Annotated in this window: 23 protein-coding genes; 10 read left to right on the top strand and 13 right to left on the bottom strand. The window is 65.8% G+C overall.

All coding sequences use genetic code 11. The features are described from left to right. Positions 1–2: 2 nt before the first annotated feature. From AC1DVR_RS02360 to AC1DVR_RS02335, 6 genes are all read right to left on the bottom strand, one after another. The gene (locus AC1DVR_RS02360; RefSeq protein ID WP_477998911.1) at positions 3–491 is read right to left on the bottom strand and encodes a TadE/TadG family type IV pilus assembly protein; all 489 of its coding nucleotides are present in this window, start codon (positions 489–491) and stop codon (positions 3–5) included. Positions 492–709: 218 nt separating this feature from the next. Then, the gene (locus AC1DVR_RS02355) at positions 710–2,905 is read right to left on the bottom strand and encodes a hybrid sensor histidine kinase/response regulator (protein ID WP_477998910.1); all 2,196 of its coding nucleotides are present in this window, start codon (positions 2,903–2,905) and stop codon (positions 710–712) included. Then, positions 2,902–4,077 (bottom strand): FIST N-terminal domain-containing protein, encoded by a 1,176-nt coding sequence (locus AC1DVR_RS02350; RefSeq protein WP_477998909.1) that lies wholly within the window; start codon positions 4,075–4,077, stop codon positions 2,902–2,904. Before AC1DVR_RS02350 ends, AC1DVR_RS02355 begins: the two co-directional genes overlap by 4 nt. A gap of 37 nt (positions 4,078–4,114) precedes the next feature. Continuing rightward, complete coding sequence (locus tag AC1DVR_RS02345; RefSeq protein ID WP_477998908.1) at positions 4,115–4,810, bottom strand: response regulator transcription factor; 696 nt, start codon at positions 4,808–4,810, stop codon at positions 4,115–4,117. A gap of 179 nt (positions 4,811–4,989) precedes the next feature. Then, positions 4,990–6,738, bottom strand: a complete 1,749-nt coding sequence (locus AC1DVR_RS02340; protein ID WP_477998907.1) for a PQQ-dependent methanol/ethanol family dehydrogenase — start codon at positions 6,736–6,738, stop codon at positions 4,990–4,992. A gap of 167 nt (positions 6,739–6,905) precedes the next feature. Further along, the gene (locus AC1DVR_RS02335; RefSeq protein ID WP_477998906.1) at positions 6,906–7,313 is read right to left on the bottom strand and encodes a c-type cytochrome; all 408 of its coding nucleotides are present in this window, start codon (positions 7,311–7,313) and stop codon (positions 6,906–6,908) included. A 158-nt stretch (positions 7,314–7,471) separates the two neighbouring features. Here AC1DVR_RS02335 and AC1DVR_RS02330 point away from each other — a divergent pair, with 158 nt between their 5' ends. Beyond that, positions 7,472–8,443, top strand: a complete 972-nt coding sequence (locus AC1DVR_RS02330; protein WP_477998905.1) for an ABC transporter substrate-binding protein — start codon at positions 7,472–7,474, stop codon at positions 8,441–8,443. A 27-nt stretch (positions 8,444–8,470) separates the two neighbouring features. Further along, positions 8,471–9,166 carry an ABC transporter ATP-binding protein gene (locus tag AC1DVR_RS02325; RefSeq protein ID WP_477998904.1) on the top strand — a complete coding sequence of 232 codons (696 nt, stop codon included), beginning with the start codon at positions 8,471–8,473 and terminating at the stop codon, positions 9,164–9,166. Here AC1DVR_RS02325 and AC1DVR_RS02320 read toward each other — a convergent pair. From AC1DVR_RS02320 to AC1DVR_RS02300, 5 genes are all read right to left on the bottom strand, one after another. After that, positions 9,106–9,651, bottom strand: coding sequence for a tetratricopeptide repeat protein (locus AC1DVR_RS02320; RefSeq protein ID WP_477998903.1), 546 nt, complete (start codon positions 9,649–9,651; stop codon positions 9,106–9,108). The genes AC1DVR_RS02325 and AC1DVR_RS02320 overlap by 61 nt on opposite strands. Before the next feature lie 71 nt (positions 9,652–9,722). Beyond that, positions 9,723–10,514, bottom strand: a complete 792-nt coding sequence (locus AC1DVR_RS02315) for an ABC transporter permease (RefSeq protein WP_477998902.1) — start codon at positions 10,512–10,514, stop codon at positions 9,723–9,725. Continuing rightward, positions 10,511–11,281 carry an ABC transporter ATP-binding protein gene (locus AC1DVR_RS02310; protein ID WP_477999286.1) on the bottom strand — a complete coding sequence of 257 codons (771 nt, stop codon included), beginning with the start codon at positions 11,279–11,281 and terminating at the stop codon, positions 10,511–10,513. Before AC1DVR_RS02310 ends, AC1DVR_RS02315 begins: the two co-directional genes overlap by 4 nt. A gap of 2 nt (positions 11,282–11,283) precedes the next feature. Beyond that, positions 11,284–12,243: a PQQ-dependent catabolism-associated beta-propeller protein gene (locus tag AC1DVR_RS02305; protein WP_477998901.1), complete on the bottom strand. Its 960-nt coding sequence runs from the start codon at positions 12,241–12,243 to the stop codon at positions 11,284–11,286. Continuing rightward, positions 12,243–13,409: an ABC transporter substrate-binding protein gene (locus AC1DVR_RS02300; protein ID WP_477998900.1), complete on the bottom strand. Its 1,167-nt coding sequence runs from the start codon at positions 13,407–13,409 to the stop codon at positions 12,243–12,245. The genes AC1DVR_RS02305 and AC1DVR_RS02300 overlap by 1 nt, the downstream gene beginning before the upstream one ends. A gap of 154 nt (positions 13,410–13,563) precedes the next feature. Between AC1DVR_RS02300 and pedF the strand changes: the two genes are divergently transcribed. Continuing rightward, a complete protein-coding gene (gene pedF / locus AC1DVR_RS02295) occupies positions 13,564–14,244 on the top strand; it encodes a cytochrome c-550 PedF (RefSeq protein ID WP_477998899.1) in 681 nt (226 codons plus the stop codon). Continuing rightward, complete coding sequence (locus AC1DVR_RS02290) at positions 14,245–15,147, top strand: substrate-binding periplasmic protein (protein ID WP_477998898.1); 903 nt, start codon at positions 14,245–14,247, stop codon at positions 15,145–15,147. Positions 15,148–15,168: 21 nt separating this feature from the next. On the opposite strand, the gene AC1DVR_RS02285 is transcribed toward AC1DVR_RS02290, so the two are convergent. After that, positions 15,169–16,041 carry an FAD:protein FMN transferase gene (locus tag AC1DVR_RS02285; protein ID WP_477998897.1) on the bottom strand — a complete coding sequence of 291 codons (873 nt, stop codon included), beginning with the start codon at positions 16,039–16,041 and terminating at the stop codon, positions 15,169–15,171. Next, a complete protein-coding gene (locus AC1DVR_RS02280; protein ID WP_477998896.1) occupies positions 16,038–18,098 on the bottom strand; it encodes a 4Fe-4S binding protein in 2,061 nt (686 codons plus the stop codon). The genes AC1DVR_RS02285 and AC1DVR_RS02280 overlap by 4 nt, the downstream gene beginning before the upstream one ends. Positions 18,099–18,198: 100 nt before the next feature. Between AC1DVR_RS02280 and AC1DVR_RS02275 the strand changes: the two genes are divergently transcribed. From AC1DVR_RS02275 to pqqD, 6 genes are all read left to right on the top strand, one after another. Further along, positions 18,199–19,005, top strand: coding sequence for an ABC transporter permease (locus AC1DVR_RS02275; RefSeq protein WP_477998895.1), 807 nt, complete (start codon positions 18,199–18,201; stop codon positions 19,003–19,005). 168 nt (positions 19,006–19,173) lie between these two features. Then, positions 19,174–19,668: a DUF1097 domain-containing protein gene (locus tag AC1DVR_RS02270; RefSeq protein WP_477998894.1), complete on the top strand. Its 495-nt coding sequence runs from the start codon at positions 19,174–19,176 to the stop codon at positions 19,666–19,668. A gap of 62 nt (positions 19,669–19,730) precedes the next feature. Then, positions 19,731–19,925 (top strand): pyrroloquinoline quinone precursor peptide PqqA, encoded by a 195-nt coding sequence (gene pqqA / locus AC1DVR_RS02265; protein ID WP_477998893.1) that lies wholly within the window; start codon positions 19,731–19,733, stop codon positions 19,923–19,925. 29 nt (positions 19,926–19,954) lie between these two features. Continuing rightward, positions 19,955–20,866 carry a pyrroloquinoline quinone biosynthesis protein PqqB gene (gene pqqB, locus AC1DVR_RS02260; RefSeq protein WP_477998892.1) on the top strand — a complete coding sequence of 304 codons (912 nt, stop codon included), beginning with the start codon at positions 19,955–19,957 and terminating at the stop codon, positions 20,864–20,866. Further along, positions 20,863–21,603: a pyrroloquinoline-quinone synthase PqqC gene (pqqC, locus tag AC1DVR_RS02255; protein ID WP_477998891.1), complete on the top strand. Its 741-nt coding sequence runs from the start codon at positions 20,863–20,865 to the stop codon at positions 21,601–21,603. The genes pqqB and pqqC overlap by 4 nt, the downstream gene beginning before the upstream one ends. Then, a complete protein-coding gene (gene pqqD, locus AC1DVR_RS02250) occupies positions 21,596–21,913 on the top strand; it encodes a pyrroloquinoline quinone biosynthesis peptide chaperone PqqD (protein ID WP_477998890.1) in 318 nt (105 codons plus the stop codon). The genes pqqC and pqqD overlap by 8 nt, the downstream gene beginning before the upstream one ends. Positions 21,914–21,933 lie beyond the last annotated feature (20 nt).

Genomic DNA, 21,933 nt, shown 5'->3' with positions numbered 1-21,933 from the left:
GATCACAACCACATTTTGGAGCTGCGGTTCATTTCCGAGATGTCGATGCCGATGAGGTTGGCCAGCGCCATGATCGGATGGTTCGCCATGTCATAGGTGACGGTCACCGTCAGGGCATCCGCCGTGTCGAGGTCGCATTTGATGTGGGTGAAGCGCGAAGCCGACAGGAAATCGCCGGTCTTGATCACCGACGGGGCCAGTTCGGTTTCCAGCGCCGAACAAAGGGTCGCTGCCGGCATCCCCGGCTCGTAGTAGCGCAAGCTGCCGCGGGTCAGTTCAAACGAAACCTGCTGCACCTGGCTGGAGGTGACGAGTAGGATGCTGCCGCTGGCAAACAGGATGAAGAGAGAGATCAGCGCCGGCAGGATCAGGACGAATTCGACGGAAACGGCCCCCGACGTTCCGGTCAAAAAGCGCTTGAGGCAGGCGGACAACAGTTCCGGGCAGAGCGTCCGGCCAAACTTGGCGAAACCACTTACGGTGCGTTCCATGATTGCTCCGATATCCTTGAACAGGTTCAGGTCCATGAAATGCTTCGACATCGCGGGTGCCGAAGGACACTTCATAGTTGATTACGCCAGGGGAGCACCTGATGTTGCACCTAAAGTTGAAATAATCTTTCCGAAAGTTATCCATAGGCATACATATATTGCGCGGATTGCGAAAACGCGCCCAGGCCGGCCCTGCGAAGGCGACCCGGCAAGACCGCTCACTCGGACAGGAAAGCGGCGAGTTCTGCGGCCTCGATCGGCTTTTGCACGATCTTCACCCCGGCATCCGCGCATTTCTGGCGCGTCGTCGCACTGCGGTTGGCGGTGATGATCAGCGCCTCGACCGCGCCATGCTTGGCCCGCAGGGCGTTGATCAGACCGATCCCATCCATGCCGTCGCCGAGCTGATAGTCGATCAGAAACTTGTCCGGAACGATGCCGATTTCGTCCAGCAGGGTCAGCGCCTCTTCCGCGGTCTGGACGTCAATCACGTTGTAGCGCCACTTTTCCAGCAGAAGGCAAAGCGCAAGGCGCAGGTCGGCATCGTTTTCCACCAGGCAGACGATGCGTTCACCGGGCTCCGCGCCCTCCTGCAAGCCGGGCGCGACCCCCGCCGGGACGGGGGGCTGGGCATCCTTGGCAAAGGGCAGGCTCACCGAAAAACAGGTGCCGCGACCAACCTCCGAGATCAGGTGCAGCGGATGGCCGAGCAAGAGGCAAGCTCGCTCCACGATGGCCAGACCAAGGCCCATCCCCTCCGATGTCGAGGCCTTGGCCCCAACGCGGTGGAATTCGCGGAAGATGTTCTTGCGTTCGGCGGCGGGAATGCCGGGGCCGGTGTCCAGCACCTCGACCCTGACGCCATAGGGCAGCCGCCGGGCGCCCACCAGAACGCGGCCATGATCGGTGTAGCGGATCGAATTCCCGATCAGGTTCTGCAGGATGCGCCGCAGATAGGTGGTGTCGCTTTCCACGAAGGCCGAGCTTGCGACGATATCGAGCCTGATCCCCTTGCGCGCCGCGAGGGGCGCAAATTCGTCGCGCAGTTGAGCGAGGATCTTGCCAAGACTGACCGAAACAACATCCACCGCAGCCTTGCCGGATTCGAGTTTCGAGATATCCAGCAAGGCATCCAGAATGCTCTCGACGCTGGCCAGCGCGTTCTGCGCCTTTTCCAGCGTCCCCCTTGCCCGGTCCGCCAGAAGTTCGTCGGAGATCGAGGCCATGAAAAGCTTGGCGGCGGACAGCGGCTGCAACAGATCATGGCTCGCCGCCGCGACAAAGCGCGCCCGGGTGGCATTGGCGCGCTCGGCCCGGTCCAGCGCCTCGGCCAGTTCAAGGGTGCGGTCCTTGACCCTTTGTTCCAAGGTTTCCTTGGCCTCCGAGATGGCGCGCACCGCGGCGCGTTCGGCGGTGATGTCCGAAAAGCTCATCACCACGCCACGGTCCGGCATTTCCTGGGCAAACACCGCCAGAACCTGGCCATCGGCCCGCCCGACCTCAAACGATAGGGGTTGGCGCGCGGTGCTCTGGTTCATCCATTCCGACAGGTCAGCAATGCCGATGCTGCTGTTCAGGCTGAACAGATCGCGCGAATTGCCGAGCATCGCGTCAAGCGAGAAGCCGACGCGCAGGCGGTTGATCGAGATGGCCAGCAACTCGCCAAGCCGGCTGTTCCAGCCGACCAACCGCCCCGATGCATCAAAGATGCAGACGCCCTGGCTGATGTGGTCCAGCGTTGCCCGCACGATCCGCGCCTGATCGTCCAGAAGCCTGCCGCGCTCCTGCCGTTCCAGACGGATGATGTCGGTGACATCGGTCTGCAGAACCACCGTGCCGCCATCGCGCGTGCGATGTTCAGAGACCTGGACCCAGCGGTCCTCGCTGAGCTGGACGTTGAAGATGACCGAGCGGTCCGCATGGCGGCGCATCCGCTGCTTGGCCCAATTGGCGGGCGTATCGCCGGGGGCCAAGGCCAGATGGCGCGAGCGGCTGACGAGGTCCACATAGTCGGTAAAACTCAACCCCGGCTTCAAGGCGGCGTGGATGTCGCTTTGCAGCATGCCAAAGCGCGAGTTGCACATGACCAGGGTTTCATGCACGTCGAACAGGGCAAAGCCTTCCTGAACGGTCTCGATTGCGTTGGCCAGGTTCTTCTGGGCGGATTCGGCTTCGTAGGTCGCTTCGGCGAGCAGGCGGTTCGAGGTGTTGAGAAGGTCCAGCGCATGTTCAAGCTCGGCGGTGCGCTGCCTGACCTGATCCTCCAGCAAGGCCGCGCGTTCGAACTGGCCATAGGCCGCGCCGCCGTCATCGGTGTCCTGCTCGACCCGGCTCATCAGCGCTTCGACGATCTGCAGCAGCTTCTGGCGTTGACGCTCGACCGGATCGGCGGGGTTCAGAAGCGAGTGGATCATGACGCGGTCCGCCGCGGCGGGTAGATGGCCACGCCGGTGATGGTCTGATTGACATGCATGGCGCCGATCTGTTCGCCATAGGTCGAAAAGCCGATGACCTTGTGCTTCTTCAAAAGGTCCGAGATCTGGCCGATGGTCTGCTTTTCCTGCGCCTCGATGCGGCGAAGGATGCAGTCGCAGGACAGAATGGAATCGGGCGCGCCATCGGCGGAGAACTTCGACAGCTCCCGGTCGAGATGGCTGACCATGTCCTGCGGTTCGGCCAGGGTCAGCACAAGCCCGGCATCAATGGCGGAAAAGAAGATGAGGTCGCCATTCGGCGCCATGCGCTGGATCGCGCGGACATGGTGGCGCCCGCCGATCCGCACGACAACCGGATGGGCAGCGAAGGTGAAGGCGGTCAACTGGTCGGGGTCCTTGCCCAGGATGCGGGCATATTCCTGCGCCGCGGGTTCGGCGTTGATCTGCCGCACGATGCGCCGGGCGGGGTCGGCTTCGGTCACCACCATGCGCTGGTCGGTCGGGACCAGGTGATCCAGGCTGAACACCCGCACCGGGCAGCTGCTGCGCACGATGGTCAGGACCGCCGCATTGGACAGCGCGCGCCCGCCGTAGAAGACAAAGGTTTCCTGAAAGTTGGTGCCGTCGCCAGCCGAGCCGCCGAACATCGGCACCGCCCCCAGACCCGAGGCCAGCACCGAGGCCAGTTCGTCCTCGCGGATCGACAGGCCGTCCACCATCAGAAAGGCAAAATCGCCGGTCCAATCCGGGCGCAGATGAGTCAGTTTCAGACGGCTGCGGATGACGGTGCCGACCAGTTCGTTCTTCTGCAAATCGTGAAGGTCCGGCACCAGAATCTGTTCGACCGCGAAATGTTCGGCCGGAAGGCCAATGGCGATGATCTCGCCCTCGGTGTAGCCGTTCTGCGAAATCTCGCCGGCAGTGGTGCAACCGACGACCGGGGTGCTGCCGAAAACCTCGGCGGCGCGGGCCGGCAGGTCGGCGACTTCCGGAAAGGGCGAGGTGAACAGCATGACCAAAGCCATCGGCGCATCACCCAGTTTCGCCGCAAGCTTTTGCAGAGCCCCGGGCTCACCGATCAGGACATTGGCCGTCCGCAAACCTGCGCTCTTCCGTGCGGCCTGCACGAAAGCGTTGCTCCCAATTGCCATGCGATCCTCCCCGATCATGGTCAGGGTATGCTCGCCGTCAAGCCTCTGGCAAGAGGCTAGAGAAATCGACGTCGCGTGCCAGCAGCACGGCCTGGGTCCGGCTGTAAACATTCAGTTTGCGCATGATGGCCGTGATATGCGCCTTGACCGTGGTTTCGGCGATCGACAGGTCAAAGGCGATCTGCTTGTTCATCTTGCCCTCGCAGATCAGCTGCAGGATCTTGGCCTGCTGCTTGGTCAGAAGCCTGAGCCGGGAAATCGCATCCTCCTGATGGCTGCCGGGCGAGCCTTCGGGGTCGGAGATGATATAGCCCTCGGGCAGATAGCGCTCGCCACGGGCCACGGCGTCGAACGCCTCGCGGAAAACCTCGCGCTGGCTGTGCTTGGGCACAAAGCCCGACGCCCCGGCCCGGATCGCGGCGCTGACCACACGGGCATCGGCCATCGAGGACACCACGATGACCGGAATGCCCCGCGCCGCCTGCCGCAGCCGGACCAGCCCGTCCATGCCGTTCACATCCGGGAGGTTCAGGTCGAGGACGATAACATCGGGGCGCTCCCCCGCCTGAAGGATGTCCAGCGCCTGTTCCAGACGCCCGGCCGTCTTGATCCGGCTGATGCCGACGAAGGTCTGCAGCGTCATCAAGAGCGCGTCACAGAAAAGCGGGTGATCGTCCACGATCAGGGCCGCCGACATCTGCTTGGGCGAGAAATGGAGCTTCACGGCGTTCATCATCCACTCCGCAGGAAATTACCTCGTCAGGATAGCAAAGTCCGGGCGGGCCGTATCTAGCCCATAAGTCCTATGCCGCGAAGGGCACCGCCAAGCCGACCCCGGGACAGGCGCGCGCGCCCCTGTCGGGGCGCGCGCAAGGGTCACGGCGACCCGGCCAGGCCGGGCGGCAGGCGACATCAGGTCTTCGGCAGCTTGAACGTCCAGACCATGCCACCCTGGTTGAGGAAGCTGACCTTCTTGGCCACCTCGCCGCCCCACAGCGGAACCGCACCGCCCCAGCCCGAGATGACCGAGACATATTGCTCGCCGTCCATGTCCCAGGTGATCGGCTGACCGACCACGCCGGAACCGGTCTGGAACTTCCACAGGACCTCGCCCGTGGTGTCATCCAGCGCCACGAGGAAGCCTTCCGGCGTGCCGGTGAAGACAAGGCCGCCCGCCGTGGTGATCACGCCACCCCAGAGCGGGGCGTTGTTCTTGAACTCCCACTTCACTTCGCCGGTCAGCGGGTCCATCGCCTTCAGGCTGCCGATGTGATCCTCGTACAACGGCTTGATGGTGAAGCCGGCGCCGAGATAGGCCGCGCCCTTCTTGTAGGTGATCGGCTCGTTCCAGATATCCATGCCCCATTCGTTCGAGGGCACATAGAACAGCCCGGTCTTCTGGCTGTAGGCCATCGGCATCCAGTTCTTGCCGCCGAGGAACGAGGGCACGGCAAAGATCTGCTGGCCCTTGTCGCCGTTGACCGCCTTGCTCGGGTCGCCGGGACGGTTGGCCTCGTCATAGATCGGGCGGCCATCCTCGCCGATGCCCTTGGCCCAGGTGATCTGGCTGACAAAGGGATGCGCGGTCTTGAAGGTGCCGTCGCGGTTCAGGACATAGAAGAAGCCGTTGCGGTCGGCGGTGCCGTAGTAGCCCTTGCCGTCCTTGTCGTCGAAGCCGACGACCTCGTTCACGCCGTCATAGTCCCAGCCTTCGCGCGGGGTGGTCTGGTAGTGCCACTTGATCTCGCCGGTGGCCGGGTCAAGGCCAAGCCGGGTCGCGGCATAAAGGTTGTCGCCCTTGTTGCCCTCGGTCGGGGCACCGGCGTTGCGCAGCCAGCTGTTCCAGGGCGAGGGGTTGCCCGCGCCAAAGATCAGCGTGTCGGTGGAGGCATCGTAAGAGCCGCCAAGCCAGGTGGCGCCGCCGCCGGTCTTGTACATGTCGCCCGGCCAGGTGGCGTTGAGCGTGCCGGTCATGGTCGAGGGTTTGCCGTTCAGCGTGCCCACGTTGCCTTCGATCGTCGGGCGCGACCAGATCAGGTCTCCGGTCTCGGCGTCACGTGCCTGCACTTCGCCGATGATGCCGAATTCACCGCCCGAATTGCCGGTGATGACCATGCCTTTCACGATCAGCGGGGCCGCGGTGTAGGAATAGCCCTCCTTGTAATCGGCGATCTTCTTGGTCCAGACCACGGCGCCGGTCTTCAGGTTCAGCGCGACGATGCGGGCGTCCAGCGTGCCGAAGTAGATCTTGTCGCCGAAGATGGCCGCGCCCCGGTTGACCACGTCGCAGCAGGGCAGGATGCCTTCGGGCAGGCGGGCGTCATATTGCCAGATCTCCTGCCCCGTCTTCACGTCGATCGCAAACAGGCGCGAATAGGAGCCGGTCACATACATCACGCCGTCATAGACCAGCGGCTGGCTTTCCTGGCCACGCTGTTTTTCGCCGCCGAGGCTGTAGGCCCAGACCGGGACCAGCCCCTTGACGTTCTCCTTGTTGACCATGTCGAGCGGGCTGTAGCGTTGCAGATCGCGCCCCATGCCATTGGTCAGCACCGAACCGGTCGTCTTCTGATCGTCCAGAAGATCCTGTTCGGTGACTTGCGCGCGCGCAACGCCAGCCGCGCACAGCGCGAGCGTCACGGCGATGACGAATTTGTTCATTCGGTGTCCTCCCTCAGACATTCCTTTAGCCGCTTGCCTCAGACCCCGGAATCAATGGCTTTGGTTCAACCCGGCGGGCCAATAGTCCTCCGCATTCCTGTCACGCGAAATTGCACATTGGTCGTAGGTGGCGCGTCCGGGGCGCCTGCGACCCCGGACGCCGCCCGTCACTGCTTGGGCGCGTCGGGCGAAACCGAGTGCAGATAGGCCAGGATGAAATCCTGCACGGTGCGGTCGTCGATGCCGACATGGCGCATCTTGGTGCCCGGCATGAAGCCGGTGTTGTCCTCCATCCAGGCACGCAGGGCCGCGTCGGTCCAGACGATGCCCGAGCCTTTCAGCGCCGGGGAATAGTCATATCCTGCAACGCTGCCCGCCCGCCGCCCGATGATGTTTTCCAGAGGTGGCCCGTAGGTCTTCACCTCGGCCCCGGCCGAGTGGCACCGCCGGCAGGTCGATTCGAACAGCTGCTGCCCCGCTTCGACCTTGATCTTGTCAAAGGTCGCATCGGCCTGCGCCGCCAGGGGCATTGCCGAGCCGGCTGCAAGCAGCAGCGCCATGATGGACCGTGTCATTTCCGCCTCCTCTTTTTGAACTGCGGCGATGATAGGCTTCGGGTCCGGGGCCAAGTTTGATGCAGGTCAATCTTTGCCCGGCGCGCCCTCGTGCTTTGGTCGTATTCCGCGGGCAATTGCGCCTGCTATAGTTGCCGGAAAAGCGGGGGGAGGCGGTCATGGTTCTGGTGAGGTCTCTCGGCGCGGTGGCGCTTTGGGCGCTGTCGGTTCTGGCTGCGCAGGCCGATCTGCCGGTGCTGCGTGCGGCGGTCCAGGTCTCGGGCACGGTGAATTGGGAAGTCAGCACCATCACCGCGCGGGGCTTTGACACCGCCAATGGCTTCAAGCTGGAGGTGCAGGATATCGCAGGCACGCCCGCCGGGCTGATCGCCTTTCAAGGCGGGGCGGCGGATGTCGTCGTGTCTGACTGGCTCTGGGTGGCCCGGCAGAGGGCGGCGGGTCTGGACTATGTATTCATCCCCTACTCCAAGGCGGTTGGCGCGCTGCTGGTGCCGAAGGACAGCCCGGCGCAGACACTGGCGGACCTGAAGGGCGGCAAGATCGGCATTGCCGGCGGGCCGACCGACAAAAGCTGGCTGATCCTGCGGGCCTATGCGCAACAGGAATACGGCATCGACCTTGCCGCCACGACCGAGCAGGTTTTTGGCGCACCGCCTCTGATTCAGGAGGCGGCGCTGAAGGGGGAGTTGAGCGGGGCGATCAACTTCTGGAACTTCGTGGCCAAGATGGAGGTGGCCGGGATGCGGCCCCTGATCACCGTGGCGAAAGGCTCGGCGGCGTTGGGACTGAACCCGGACACCCCGCTTTTGGGCTATGTGGTGAAAGGGCAGATGCTGAAGGAACACCCAGAACTGGTGGCCGGGCTGCAAAGGGCCTCACGCGCGGCCAAGGATCTCTTGGCCAGCGACGATGCCGCCTGGGACGCGCTGCGCCCGCAGATGCATGCCAAGGACGACGCCGAGTTTCAGGCGCTGAAAGCCGGCTTCCGCGCCGGCATTCCCGCCAACACTCCGGTTGATGAAGCTGCTGCGGCGCGGATGCTGGACCTGATGGTCAAACTCGGCGGCAGCGACTTGATGGGGGATGTGACCAGCCTGCCTGCGGGCGTGTTCTTGCCCCCGGCAGACTGACGCCATGACAGGCCGGGGATCAGGGCGATGACAGGACAGGCGCCACGGCCGCAGCCAGACGCGGCGGGCCTCGCCTTGCGGCTTGATCTCGCCGGCCATGCTCGCGACGGTCAGGCCATCCTCGGCCCGATCGCCTTTTCGATCGGCGCCACCGAGTCGCTGGCCCTCGTCGGGCCCTCCGGCATCGGCAAGACCACGATCTTGCGCCTGATCGCCGGGCTGGAGCCCGCACGCGGCCGGATCGAGGTGGCGGGCCGACTTGCCATGGTGTTTCAGGAGCCGACCTTGCTGCCCTGGCGCAGCGCCCGCGCGAACCTGTGTCTGACCACCGGAATATCCCCCGACGAGGCCGAGGCGCTGCTGGACGAGGTCGGGCTCGGCGGCCTTTCGGCACGTTTTCCGGGGCAGTTGTCGCTCGGCCAACAGCGCCGCCTTTCCCTGGCGCGCGCCTTCGCCGCCCGGCCGGCGCTTTTGCTGATGGATGAACCCTTTGTCTCGCTCGACCCCGCCTTGGCCGAGGAGATGATGGCCGCCTTCGCCCGCCTGCGCGCCTCGCGTCCGCTGGCGATGCTTCTGGTCACCCATGCCGAGGCCGAGGCCAACCGCCTGTGCAGCCGGATCATCCGCCTCGGCGGTTCCCCCGCCACGATCGTCGAGGAGCGTCAGAACGCCGGGGCGTATTTCCAGTTGTCGGCATCCGGCGTCACCTCATCAAGGTTGTAGCCGGCGGTCTGCAGACGCCGCGCGACGGGCAGGCCCTGCGCTGCGGCCGCGTCGATCAGGGCACGCCCTGCCGCATCGTCGCGCACCACGCCGCGCCCGCGCAGCAGATCAAGGCCGAGGTTGAAACGCCCGACCGGATCGCCAGCTTCTGCCGCCCTGCGGTCCCAGTCCGCCGCGCGGTCCGGGTTTTCCGCACTGCCGAGGCCGTTGTCGTCGAGCTGGCTCATCCAGGTCATGGCGCCGGTATAGCCCGCATCCGCACAGGCCTCGAACACCTCGCGCGCCAGTTTGTGGCGACCGGATTTGGTGATGTAATAGCCCGCAGCACAGGTGGCGAGGTCGGTCTGGCCATGGGCCACATTGTCCAGCACGCGGCCCAGCGTCATCTCTTCGGGGTTGAGCACCCCCGCACCATCGGGCGCATCTTCGGCATGGGCCGGAAAACCAAGCAGGGCGGTGGCGAGGGCGAAAGCGACAGGACGCATCTGGGTCTCCTCTTTTCCGGCAGCATAGCAAGTCCACGCCCCTCCGGCCATGATGCCAAGGTCGTAGAGGCTCAGGCCCGGTTGCGCACCGTGCCGCGCGCCGGGTCATAGCCCCACAGAGCCAGCGCGCCGAAGACCAGCAGGGCCAGCAGCGTCCACCCCAGCGCCTGGGCGTTGAATTGCAGGTAAAGCGCAAAGCGGATCAGTTCGACCGCCTGGGTGAAGGGATTGATCGCGCAAAGATCGCGCAGGAAGATCGAAGCCTCGGCCATCTTCCACAAGGGGTAAAGCGCCGAGGACAGGAAGAACATCGGGAAGATCACGAAGTTCATCACGCCGGCAAAGTTCTCCAATTGGCGGATGAAGGAGGACAGCGCCAGCCCGAGCGCCCCCAGCATCAACCCACTGACAAAGACCGCCGGAAGGACCGCGACGTAGCCCCAGAGCGGCATGACGATGCCGAAGGCCGCCGCGATGCCCAGAAAGGCCGCGACCTGCAGGACCGACATCATGGTGCCCGCGATCAGCTTGGCGCAAAGCAGCCACCAGCGCGGCAGGGGCGAGGTCAGCAAGAGCCGCATCGACCCCATCTCGCGGTCATAAACCAGGCTGAGCGAGCTTTGCATGCCGTTGAACAGCAGGATCATCGCGCAGAGGCCGGGCACGATGTAGACCTCATAGGTGATATAGGTCCGGTAGGGCGGGATGATCGCCAGCCCCAGCGCGGCGCGAAAGCCTGCCGCAAAGACCAGAAGCCAGATCAGCGGCCGGACGAGGGCGGCGATGAAGCGGCCGCGCTGGCCGATGAAGCGCAGGGCCTCGCGGTGCAGGATGGCGCGCAGAGCGATCAGGGCGGCGGTCATTCCGCCCCCCCGGTCATGGCGAGAAACACATCGGTCAGGGGCCGCCCGCCCGCAATGTCTGCGGCGTGGCCATCGGCGATGACCTGGCCCTTGTGCAAGATGACGAGGCGGTCGGTCAGCGCCACCTCGTCGGTCAGGTGGGTGGCCCAGAGCACGGTCAACCCCTCGTCCCGGGCCAGGTTGTGCACATGGCTGGTGATGTCGCGCCGGGTTGCGGCGTCAAGGCCCACGGTGGGCTCGTCCAGCAACAGAACCGCCGGGCGATGGATCAGGGCGCGGGCAATCTCCATCCGGCGGCGATGCCCGCCGTTCAGATCGCGCGCCTTCTCCTGCGCGCGTTCGGCCATGCCGAGCCGGTCAAGCGCCGCCATGGCCCGCCGTTCCGCCTCGGGCCCGGCGATGCCGTGCAGCGCCGCAAAGTACAGCAGGTTCCGCCGCACCGTCAGATCAAGGTCGAGGGTGGAGCTTTGGAAGACCACGCCGATCCGGGCCAGCGCCTGACGCGGCGCGCGGTTGAGGTCGTGGCCGGCAATCGTGATCTCCCCTTCGCGCGCGGTGAAAAGCCGGGTCAGCAGGCCGAAGAGCGTGGATTTCCCCGCGCCGTTGGGCCCCAGAAGCGCGCAGAACTCGCCCCGCTCGAGGCTAAGGCTGACCTTGTTCAGGGCGCGTTTCTTGCCCCAGTCGTAGCTGAGATCGCGGACGCGAAGGCCGCCTTCTGCTGGGGCGGGGGGCGCCGCCCGGTCGAGGATTTGCGCCGTGGGGGACATTGTCATGGCCGCGCCGCAACCCCCCATGGATAACGGCCGACCTTGATGGACTTGACCGCTTCCCGGCTGGCCACGTCAATCACGGTGACGTCGCCGGACACCCCGTTGGTGGTGTAAAGCTGGGCGAAATCCGGCGTGAAGGCCAGTTGCCAGACCCGGCGCCCGGTCAGGATGTAGCCGGTCACCTGAAAACTCGCAGTGTCGATCACGGCCACATGGTTGGCCGGGCCAAGCGCCACGAAGGCGGTCTTGCCATCCGGGGTCAGCGCAATGCCGACCGGTTGCAGCAGGTCATCGTTCACGCCGGGGATGGCAAAGCGGATCTTGGCCTTTTCGGTCTGGGTCCTGGCATCGAAGACAGTCACGGTGCCGCCGATTTCGCTGCTGACCCAGAGCGCCGCGCCGTCCGGGCTGAACCTTGCGTAACGCGGGCGGCTGTCCACCAGGGTATTGGCGAAGAGGGCATAGGTCTGCGTGTCGATCCAGTGCACCATGCTCGTCGTCTCGGAGGTGGTGACGGCCACCTTGCCATCGGGGGATACCGCCTCGCCCTCCGGCTCGGTGCCGACCGCAATCTGGGCAAGGACCTTGCGGCTTTGCGGATCGACGACCGAGGTGATCGCGTCGTTCTCGTTGGCGATGAAGATGCGGGTGCCGTCAGGCGACAGGGCGAATTGCTCGGGGTCCTCGCCCGAGGGCAGATCGTAAAGGATGGCCCCGGTCGCCGCATCCATCACCTGCACCGTGTTGCTGTCGGATGCACAGATATAGACATGTTTGTAGTCGGCCGAGAAGGTCAGGCCGCGCGGGCGTTCGCCGGTCTCGTAGGTCTGGACCACCTCCATCGTGGCGGTGTCGATCACGCTGACCGTGTCATCCTTTTCATTGCTGACCCACATTTCGCCCGACAGGGCCGGAAGCGGCAGCAAGGCTGCAAGAAGAAGCAGGCTCAATCGGTTCATCATGGCCCCTCGAAAGCGTGGCATGTCGTTTCGGGTTGGTCCTGGCCCAGCGTGTCGAGCTCATTGACCGGGTGCAGAAATCCGTCGAAAGGCGCCATGTCGATCAGGGCGCGCGGGGTGGCGATGGCGACGGGCTGGCGCAGCTGGCCGTTCCAGGCGCGGTAGCTGAGCGGGCGGCCCTTGAACCCGTCCAGCCCGAATTCCGGCGACAGGATATAGTGGCGCAGTGTGGCGGCATCGGTCTTGCCGGTGCGGGTCATCGCCTCGGCCAGGGTGCGCATCGCGGCCCAGGCGGCGAAATCGCGCGGCGCCATCGGGCGGTCTGCCAGCCTGCGAAAGCGGCTTTGCAACTGGGCCGCGCCCCATTGCTCCTGCGCCGGCGACCACCCCGAGGGCACGATCCCCTCGGACCCGGCCACCGGGCGCGGCAACCACGTGTTTCCGGTGACGTAACGGGCGAAATCGTCGGTCTCGTCGGCGACCAGCAGGAGGTCATGGTCGGGAAGATCCTGCGTGAAGCGCGACATCTCGGCCCCGGCCGAGCCGCGCAGGTCGGTGTCGATGACCCAGGGCTTTTCGCCGACCAATGTCAGGCCGAACTTCGCCAGCGCCTGTTTCAAATCTCCGGCCCAGGCCTGATCTTCCGGCCTCGGGCCCGTGATCAGGGCAAGCCTGCTCCAGCGTTTGGTCACCAGATATTGCATCAGCCCATCGGCCAGCATGTCGCGCGACGGCAGGGTGTGCAGCACATTGGCGCGGCAGTCGGCGCCGCGCAGGCTGTCCTCGCTGGTGGCAACGTCGAGGATCAGCGCCTGGCGCGCCTCCGGCAGGTCGGCCGCGCGCAGCACCTCGGCCGCAGGCGCATCCAGCAGCAGCAGGGGCGAGGCCTGCAGCGCCTTTTGCGCCGCGGCCGGAAAATCCCCGCCCACCGGGACATCGACGACATCCATCCTGTAGGTCTGGCCCAGGAACTGCCCCGTCGTCTGGTTGTCGGCCAAGGCCAGACGCGCGCCGGCAAGACCAAGGTCATCCGGGATCGGGTCGAGGTTGGACAGCACCGGGGGATGGTCCACGATCTGACGCAGATAGGTCACCTGCAGGGTGACATCGGCCCATGCTGCCTGGGCCATGCCCCAGAAGCAGATGGCCAAACCGAACCGGCCCATGACATTCCTCCCTGAAAGGCCAGCTAAACACGCGGCGGGGGGCGGGCGGAATACGACCTTGGTCGCGCTTTCCTGCCGACCTGTCCAAAGGTCGAATATCGGTCACCCGGCGCTGCCGCTATGCAGGGCACAGCACGACTTTCTGGGAGGAACCATGTCGATCACCCTGTCCCGCGCGGCCTTTGCCGCCCTTGGCTTCCTGGCCATCACCACCTTTGCCAATGCGCATGGCAACGTGGCGCCACAACCGGTCAATACCGACGCCCTCCCCGACGTGGGGGAGGAATGGCTGACGGTGAATCCCTACCGCAGTGCAAGCCCCGAGGTCTGGGCCAAGGCGGTCGAGATCGGCTCTTCGGGGTTCAACGAGAATTGCGCCCGCTGCCACGGCCTGCAGGCGATTTCCGGCGGCGCGGCCCCCGATCTGCGCTTCCTTTCGGCGGATGAGGATGGCGACAGCTGGTTTGTCGAACGCTTCCGCCACGGCTATTCGCAGGATGGCGTCACCAAGATGCCCGCCTGGGAGAATGTGCTGAACCAGAAGGCGGCCTGGGCGATCCGGACCTATATCGAAACCCGCCCCGGCGAGGGCGAGATCGACCCCTTCACCGCGCGGCTTACCGAGATCAAGGATATCCTGGAGGCCGGCACCAATGTGGACAATGCCGCGATCAAGGCGGAGCTGAGCGACATCGCGTCGAAGATCAAGACCGGGTCAGGGGCGCCCATCGCCGACAGCATCGCCTTCCGGGCGGCCAATCTGATGGATGGCACGCCCGAAAGCTACAAGGCCGCCGGCGAAACGCTGGTCACCGGCCTGTCGATCGCCAAATAGATGCGGCGCCGCAGCCTTCTCGCAGGGTTGATCCTGGGCGCCGGCCTCGCCGTGGCGCCCGGGTTGGGGCAGGCGCGCTGCGAGGGCGTGGTGCAGGAGCCCAAGCCGCAGAACACCCCGGCGCAGGACGTTGGCCGTGATTTCGACGAGATCATCGCCAGCGGCTATATCGAGTTCGCAGTCTACGACGACTTCGCCCCCTATTCCTGGAGCGACAAGGGACAACCGCGCGGCACCGATGTGGAGGTCGGCCGCCTGATCGCCAAGGCCCTGGGGGTCGAGCCGCGCTTTCGCTTCGTGCTGGCCGGGGATGACCTGAACGCGGATTTGCAGAACTATGTCTGGAAGGGCGCTGCCGTGAATGGCCGCGTCTCGGATGTGATGCTGCATGTGCCCTACAACTCGGACTTTGCCTGCCGGCTGGATCAGGTTGTCTTCACCGGGCTCTATTTCGACGAAAAGATCGTCGTCGGCTACACCAAGGCCGAATACCCCGAAAAGGCGCCGGTTCCGGCCTATTTCCGCTATGACACGGTCGGGGTCGAGAACGACTCGATCTCCGATTTCTACCTGTCCACCCTGCTGGGCGCCGAGGCGGTGGCGAACATCCACCGCTATCCCAGCACCGCCGCCGCCATGGCGGGGATGGCGGCGGGCGAGGTCAAGGGTGTGATGGGCCCGCGGGGTCAGGTCGAATATGGCCTGACGCCCGCCGGCGCGATGCACGAACCGCCCCTGCCAGGTTTCGCCACCGGGCGCTGGACCCTGGGGATGGCCGTCCATATCAGCCACAGCGATCTTGGCTATGCGCTGGACGACGCCATCTCTGCCGGGCTGGCCGATGGGCGCATCGCCCAGATCTTCAAGGACTACGGGCTGAGCTTCACACCCCCCACCCGGTGAAGGGGGCCCCCTGCCCCGGCGTCAAAGCGTCGTCAGATCGCCATCTTCCGCGACGAGCGTGATGCCGCGGACCCCGGGGAAGGTCTTGCGGATCGCTTGCGCCGCCTTGAGGTCCGCAAGGCAGAGGGCGGTTGACAGGCCATCGGCAAGCGCCGCGCTGTCGGCCTCGACGCTGACCGTCGCCCACTGCGGCAGGCCGCCGAACGGGTCGAGGATATGGCTTTGCCCGCCCACCAGCGTGGCGGCCGGGCTGGAGGTGGCGATGGCGGTGCCGGTCAGGCTGCGGGTCGTGACGAGGCCCAGCGCCGGATCGGCCACCCCGATCTGCCAAGGCCCGCCCAGGCTGGCGAACTCGCCCAGATTGACCAGCGCATGGGTGAAGCCGGCCCGCGCCAGTTCATCCCGCACCAGATCGGCCGCAAAGCCTTGGGCAATGCCGTTCAGCGTCAGCGCCTGCCCCGCCGCCAGCCGGATGTCGCCCTCCAGCACGATCCGGTGCCAGCCGATCGCCGCGCGGGCCGCCCCTGTATCGCCCCCCTCGGCCAAAGCGCGCCAGAGCGGCTGGACACTGGGGTCGAACCGCCCCGCCGTGGCGCGGTGCAGATCATCGCAGAGGGCCAGGATCGCCCGCATCTCGGGCCTTGGCGCCACGAGCCGACCTGCTGTATTCAGCCGGGCGAGGTCGGAGACCGGGTCGTAAAGGCTGAACAGACCTTCGATGTCGCGCAACCGCCCCGGCAGAGCGGCCAAGGCCGCCTCGGCCCCCGGCCCCTCCAGTTCCACGGCGCAATCCGCCCCAAGTGCCACGCCCTGCCAGCGCGCGGCGTGGGCCGGTCCGGCGGCACAGGCAGGCACCGCCGCCGCCAGAATTTGCAGGAACCGCCGGCGTTTCATCGCGTCACCTCCAGCTTGCGGCCGCGCGCGGCAAGAACCAGCGGCACGCAGGTTTTCGGGTCGTCATGGATGGTCACACAGTCAAGGCATTGGAAACACTCCGAATAGACGATCCCGCCACTCGCCTTGATCGCCCCGTATTTGCAGCGCACCTTGCACAGCTGGCAGGGGCTACCGCATTCGGGGCGCCGCGCGATCCAGTCGCGCCCGCGCAGAAACCCGCCAATCGCCATGACGGCACCCAGCGGGCAGACATAGCGGCAAAAGCCCTTGAAGGTGAACAGACCCAGCACGACCCAGGCCAGCGCATAGGCGGCAAAGGGCCAGCTGCGCAGGAAGAACACGGTGATGGCGGTCTTGAACGGTTCGATCTCGGCCACGGTGTCGGTCTTGGCGGGGTCCACCACCACCGTCACCACCATCCCCGCCAGCAGCACATATTTCACCGCCTTCAGCCGCGCGTCCCACAGGGCCGAGGGCTCGATCTGCGGCAGGCGCAACAGCAGGCCCAGGTAGTGGGCGAACTCCTGCAAGGCGCCGAAGGGGCACAGCCAGCCGCAGAACAGACCGCGGCCCCAAAGCACGAAACCAAGGATCGTCACCCCCCAGATCAGCAGGGAGAAAGGGTCATACAGCAGATAGGCAAAACTGCCGCCCGACATCGCGGTGCGGATCATTCCGAGGACGGTGACGACCGACAGCTGCCCCTGCCCCCACCAGCCGACAAAGCCCAGCACTAAGGCCAGTACCCCCAAACGGATCGGGGTGAAGGCCGCCAAAGCGGCCAGCCGGTTGGTCCGCAGCGCCAGAACCGCGAGCAATCCGGCCAGAAACACCGACAGCGCGACAAGGTCGCTCCACCGATTCAGGATCGCCTCGCGCCAGGCGGGCAAGGCGACCACGGTGCCAGGGCGCAGGAAGAAACGTTCGTCGGAATGGCTGGTCAGGGCGAACCGCGCGCTGCCGAACTCGGGGCGGAACATGCCGTGGCTGCGCAGCGCCTGCAGCGTCAGGGTCCAGTCCTGCGTCGGATCAAAGCCCAGCCGGCGGTCGATGCGCAGGATCATCGCCTTGCCCTTGGGCACCTGCGGCTGGGTCCCGAAATCCAGATCGGCGTCGCGCAGCGCCATCGGCAGCCCGCCCTGGGTGGCGGAAAGCAGGTCTGGCGCGGTGTTGCGAACGAAATCCTCCGACACCAGACCATGGCGCCCGGTGTCGATCACCAGAACCGGCTCATCGCTGCCCGAGACGACCTGAAAGCGCTGCAGCTCGGCCAACCCGCCCGCATCCAGCACCGCCTGCGCCACGGCGGGCGGGCCGATGTCGATGACCCAGGCGTCGATATAGGCGCTGTCCGGCTCGGCCTTGGCCAGCGCATCGTCATCGGCCCAGAGCGTGCCCTTGAAGGCGGCGTCCAGCTCGCGGTTGCTGACGCGCAGATGCGCGACGAGGCCCTGCGCCACCAGATCGGCCCAGGTCAGCGGCTCGACATGGCTGGGGTTGGGATAGGCGGGCGGATGGGCCGCCACGCCCGACATCTTTTCCCGCGCGACGGCCAAAGCCGCGGCGAGAATCGATTCGTGCGCGATATGCACGCTGGCCGTGGCCTTGGTCACCCCGTCGAGATAGACCAGATCGGTGCCCGGCCCGACCGTGCCGTAAGGATTGCCCACGACCAGGGGCGCCAGGATCGAATGGCCGCGGTATTGCTCCAGAAACTTGCGCAGCGGCGCCTCGCCCAGGCCGGAGACAAAGATCGGCTCGTTCTGCGAGATCAGCTGCACGTCAATAAAGCGCCCCTCAAGGTCGAGCTTGACCAGCATGTTGATCGGCGCGCCGGAAAAGCCGGGAAAAGGCGCCAGGGGTTCGGTCTCGAACACATAGCCGGCCATGGCATCGCCCGAGTTCAGCAATTGCCAGACGCCGTGGTCATTGACCGCCTCGCCCAGCGAAAAGGGCGGCATCACCAGCTTGGCGATCGCGTCGCGCGACAGCTTCGCCGCGGCCCCACCCGCCTGCAACAAGACCAGAATGAGGATAAAAAGAAGCGCCCGCATGGGCCAACTTTAGGCGCGAGGTCACCCGCGCGACATTCGACCAAGGTCGCAGAACAGGGCGCGGCCGGATAGGCTAGGCTTGCCGCAAGCGGAGAGACAGATGGCCGACGCGCAACACGCAGCACAGGACGGAACCCGGGTTGGCGCCCGGGGCAACCCGTTGATCTACGCGGCCTCGTTCCTGGCCCTGCTTGGCGCCTGGGTTGTTCTGGCCGCACTGCGCGACGACCCGGCCACCCTGCCCACCCCGCAGGCCGTGGCCTTGATCCTTTGGGACGAGGCGGTCTCGGGGCGGCTCTGGCTCCATCTGTCGGCCACGCTGGGCCGGGTGGTGGCGGGCTTTGTCGTGGCGATGGGGATCGGCAGCGCGCTTGGCCTTTTGCTCGGTCGCTCGCCCCGGCTGAATGCGGTGGCAGAGCCTTGGGTCGTGGTCCTGTTGAACCTGCCGGCCCTGGTGGTGATCGTGCTCTGCTACCTCTGGATCGGCCTGACCGAAGCCGCGGCGGTGACCGCCGTCGCCCTGAACAAGACGCCCATGGTGATCGTGACCCTGCGCGAGGGCGTCCGCGCGCTCGACCCCGCGATCGACGAGATGGCCCGGGTCTTCCGCATGGGCCGCTGGGCCCGGCTGCGCCACATCGTGGCCCCGCAGCTTGCGCCCTGGTTTGCCGCCTGCGCCCGCAACGGGCTGGCGGTGATCTGGAAGATCGTGCTGGTGGTCGAGTTTCTGGGTCGCTCCAACGGGATCGGCTTTCAGATTCACCTTTATTTCCAGCTGTTCGACATCGGCCATGTCCTGGCCTATGCGCTGAGTTTCGTGGCCGTCATGCTGGCCATCGACTTCGGCCTGATCCAGCCGTGGGAGCGGCACGCCGCCCGCTGGCGCCGGGGCACCAGCGCCTCCTGACCCCCACCTATGTCCTATTTTGGGGACATGCCTTTCATGACAGTCTGCCCGGCGCCGCATCCTGCGGCGAATAGCGGGGAATGGGAAGAATATGCGTCTGGAAACGGGGAGTTACCCTGTTCCCAAAACGCAACCCCTTGCCCTGGCGCATCTCAAAGGGAGGGAAGTATGAATATCATCACCGCATTGGCCGTGGTCATCGGCGTTCTGGCCGCCGTCGCCACCTGGCTCTGCCTCGGCACCCCGCTGGGCCTGCAGGTCTGGGCCCTGTTCATCGGCTGGGGCAGTTTCTATTCGGCCGGCGGCAAGGAGGCGGGCCTGGCCAAATCCACGATCACCACCGCCTGGGGCGTCGTCGTGGCTGCCCTGGCGCTGATGGTCGTGGCGGCGGTCGGGGGCAGCGTGATCGTGACCTCGATCATCGTCGGCGTCTCGGTCGTCGTGCTGGTGCTGGGCGCGCATGTGCCGGCGCTTTCGACGATTCCGGCCGGCGTTTACGGCTATGCCTCGACCGCGGCCTTCTGCCTGCTGACCGGGGTGGCGCTTGGCGATGCCGGCGCGGTCGTCAAGGCGGCGGGCGTCACGCTTGTCTCGCTGATCGCAGGCAATCTCTTCGGCTATATCTCCGAAAAGGGCGCGGGGATGCTGGCGGCAAAGGCCTGAAGCCGGGGCGCGGCGGACCCCGGGGATGGCGCGGGCATTGTCCAAAGGTATTGGTTTTCGCGATGCCCAATTGTTATGCGAATCCGCCGCGACTAGCCTTCAAGGGCGGGGATGGCTCCCGCAATGGTCATGCCCGATGCCGACAATCTGCCGGGCAAAACGAGAGGGAAGAACCGATGGCTTGGAAAACTCCGACGATCACTGAAGTGCCCTGCGGCATGGAAATCAACATGTACGCCCGCGCGCAGCAGGGCTGAGCGGTGACCTGCCGGCGGGATCGGGGCGAATGACATTGCGCGTCATAGTTCTGGGATGCGCGGCAGGCGGCGGTGTGCCGCAATGGAACTGCAACTGCCCTGGCTGCCATGCGGCCCGCATGGCGCCGGGGCAGAGCGCGGGCCAGGTCTCGCTGGCCGTTTCGGCCGACGGGCGGCACTGGTTCCTGATCAACGCCTCGCCCGATCTGCGCCAGCAGATCCTCGCGACGCCCGCGCTGTGGCCCGATCCGCAGCACCTGCGGCACAGCCCGATCGCCGGCGTGATCCTGACCAATGCCGAGGTGGACGCCGTGGCGGGGCTTTTGTCGCTGCGAGAGGGGGCGGCCTTTGCCATCCACGCGCATCAGCGGGTCTTGGACGTGCTGCAAGCCAACCCGATTTTCAACGTGCTGAACCCCGCGCTCGTCCCGCGCCTGCCTATCACCCCCGGGTTGCCCTTCGAGCCCGCCTTGCCGGATGGCACCCCTTCCGGCCTGGAGGTCGAGGCTTTCACCGTGCCCGGCAAGGTCGCCTGGCACCGCGAGGGCGCGGATCTGCCGGACGACGGCGACACGCTGGGCCTGACGCTGCGCGCCGGGGGCCGTGCCTTGCATGTGATCACCGCCTGTGCCGCCGTCACCCCGGCCCTGCGCGACCGTTTGCGGGATGCGGACCTTGTGTTCTTTGACGGGACACTCTGGCGGGATGACGAGATGATCCTGGCAGGGCTTGGCCAGAAGACCGGCCAGCGGATGGGGCATCTGTCGATGTCGGGCGCGGATGGCGCCGTGGCGCTTCTGGCCGATCTCGGCATCCGCCAGAAGGTCTTTGTCCATATCAACAATTCCAACCCGGTGCTGCTGGCGCAGTCCGCCGAACGCCAGCAGGTCGAGGCCGCGGGCTGGATCATCCCCGAAGCAGGCAGGGAGTTTTCCGCATGACCGAAACCCGCGAAGAGCTGACCAGTCCCGAGGCGCTGGAGCGCCAGCTGCGCCACATCGGCGCGACGCGCTACCATTCGCTGCACCCGTTTCACCGGATGCTGCACGGCGGGCAATTGTCCAAGGGCCAGGTGCAGGCCTGGGCGCTGAACCGCTACTATTACCAGGCCTCGATCCCCTTGAAGGATGCGGTGGTGATCTCGCGCTTCACCGACCGGGCGGTGCGGCAGGAATGGCGGCACAGGCTGGAGGATCACGACGGCGATGTCGGCGCGGAGGGCGGCATCGAACGTTGGCTGAAACTGACCGACGGGCTGGGGCTGGACCGCGCCTTGGTCGAATCGACCGCGGGCATCCTGCCAGCCACCCGCTTTGCCGTGGATGCCTATGTGCATTTCGTGCGGGACAAGTCGCCGCTCGAGGCGATCGCCTCCTCGCTGACCGAATTGTTCGCGCCCAACCTGCACGAGGAACGCATCAGCGGGATGTTGCAGCACTATGATTTCATCCGCCCCGACATCATGGCCTATTTCCAGCGCCGCCTGACCCAGGCACCGCGCGACGCCAAATTTGCGCTGGATTATGTGCTGACCCATGCCCGCACGCCCGAGGCGCGGCAGCTGGTCTGCGATGCGCTGACCTTCAAGACCAATTGCCTGTGGGTGCAGCTCGATGCGCTGCACCATGCCTATGTCAACGGCCATGTGCCGCCCGGCGCCTTCCGCCCCGATGCGTGAACCCGTCACCCGCCCGCCGATCTCTGCCGCCTCGGTGCCGAAACTGCCCCGGCATGTGAAGTTCCGCCACGACGCCACCCGTGACCTTTGGGTCATCCTTGGCCCGGAACGGGTGCTGGTCCCGGACGAGACGGCGGTGGCGGTCCTGCATCTGGTCGACGGCGCACGTTCCGTGCAGGTGATCGCCGAAGAATTGGCGCAGACCTATCTTGCGCCGGTCGATCTGATCCTCGCCGATTGCATCCGGCTGCTGCAGGGCCTGGCCGAGAAGGCCTTCATCGTCACCGTCCAGGAGGTCCGCCGTGACTGACGCCCAACCACCGGCCGAAG

It is taken from the genome of Rhodobacter sp. P2_H5 (assembly GCF_056403335.1).
Note: the sequence above shows the minus strand (reverse complement) of the source record. Positions and strands in the feature narration are given on the sequence as shown.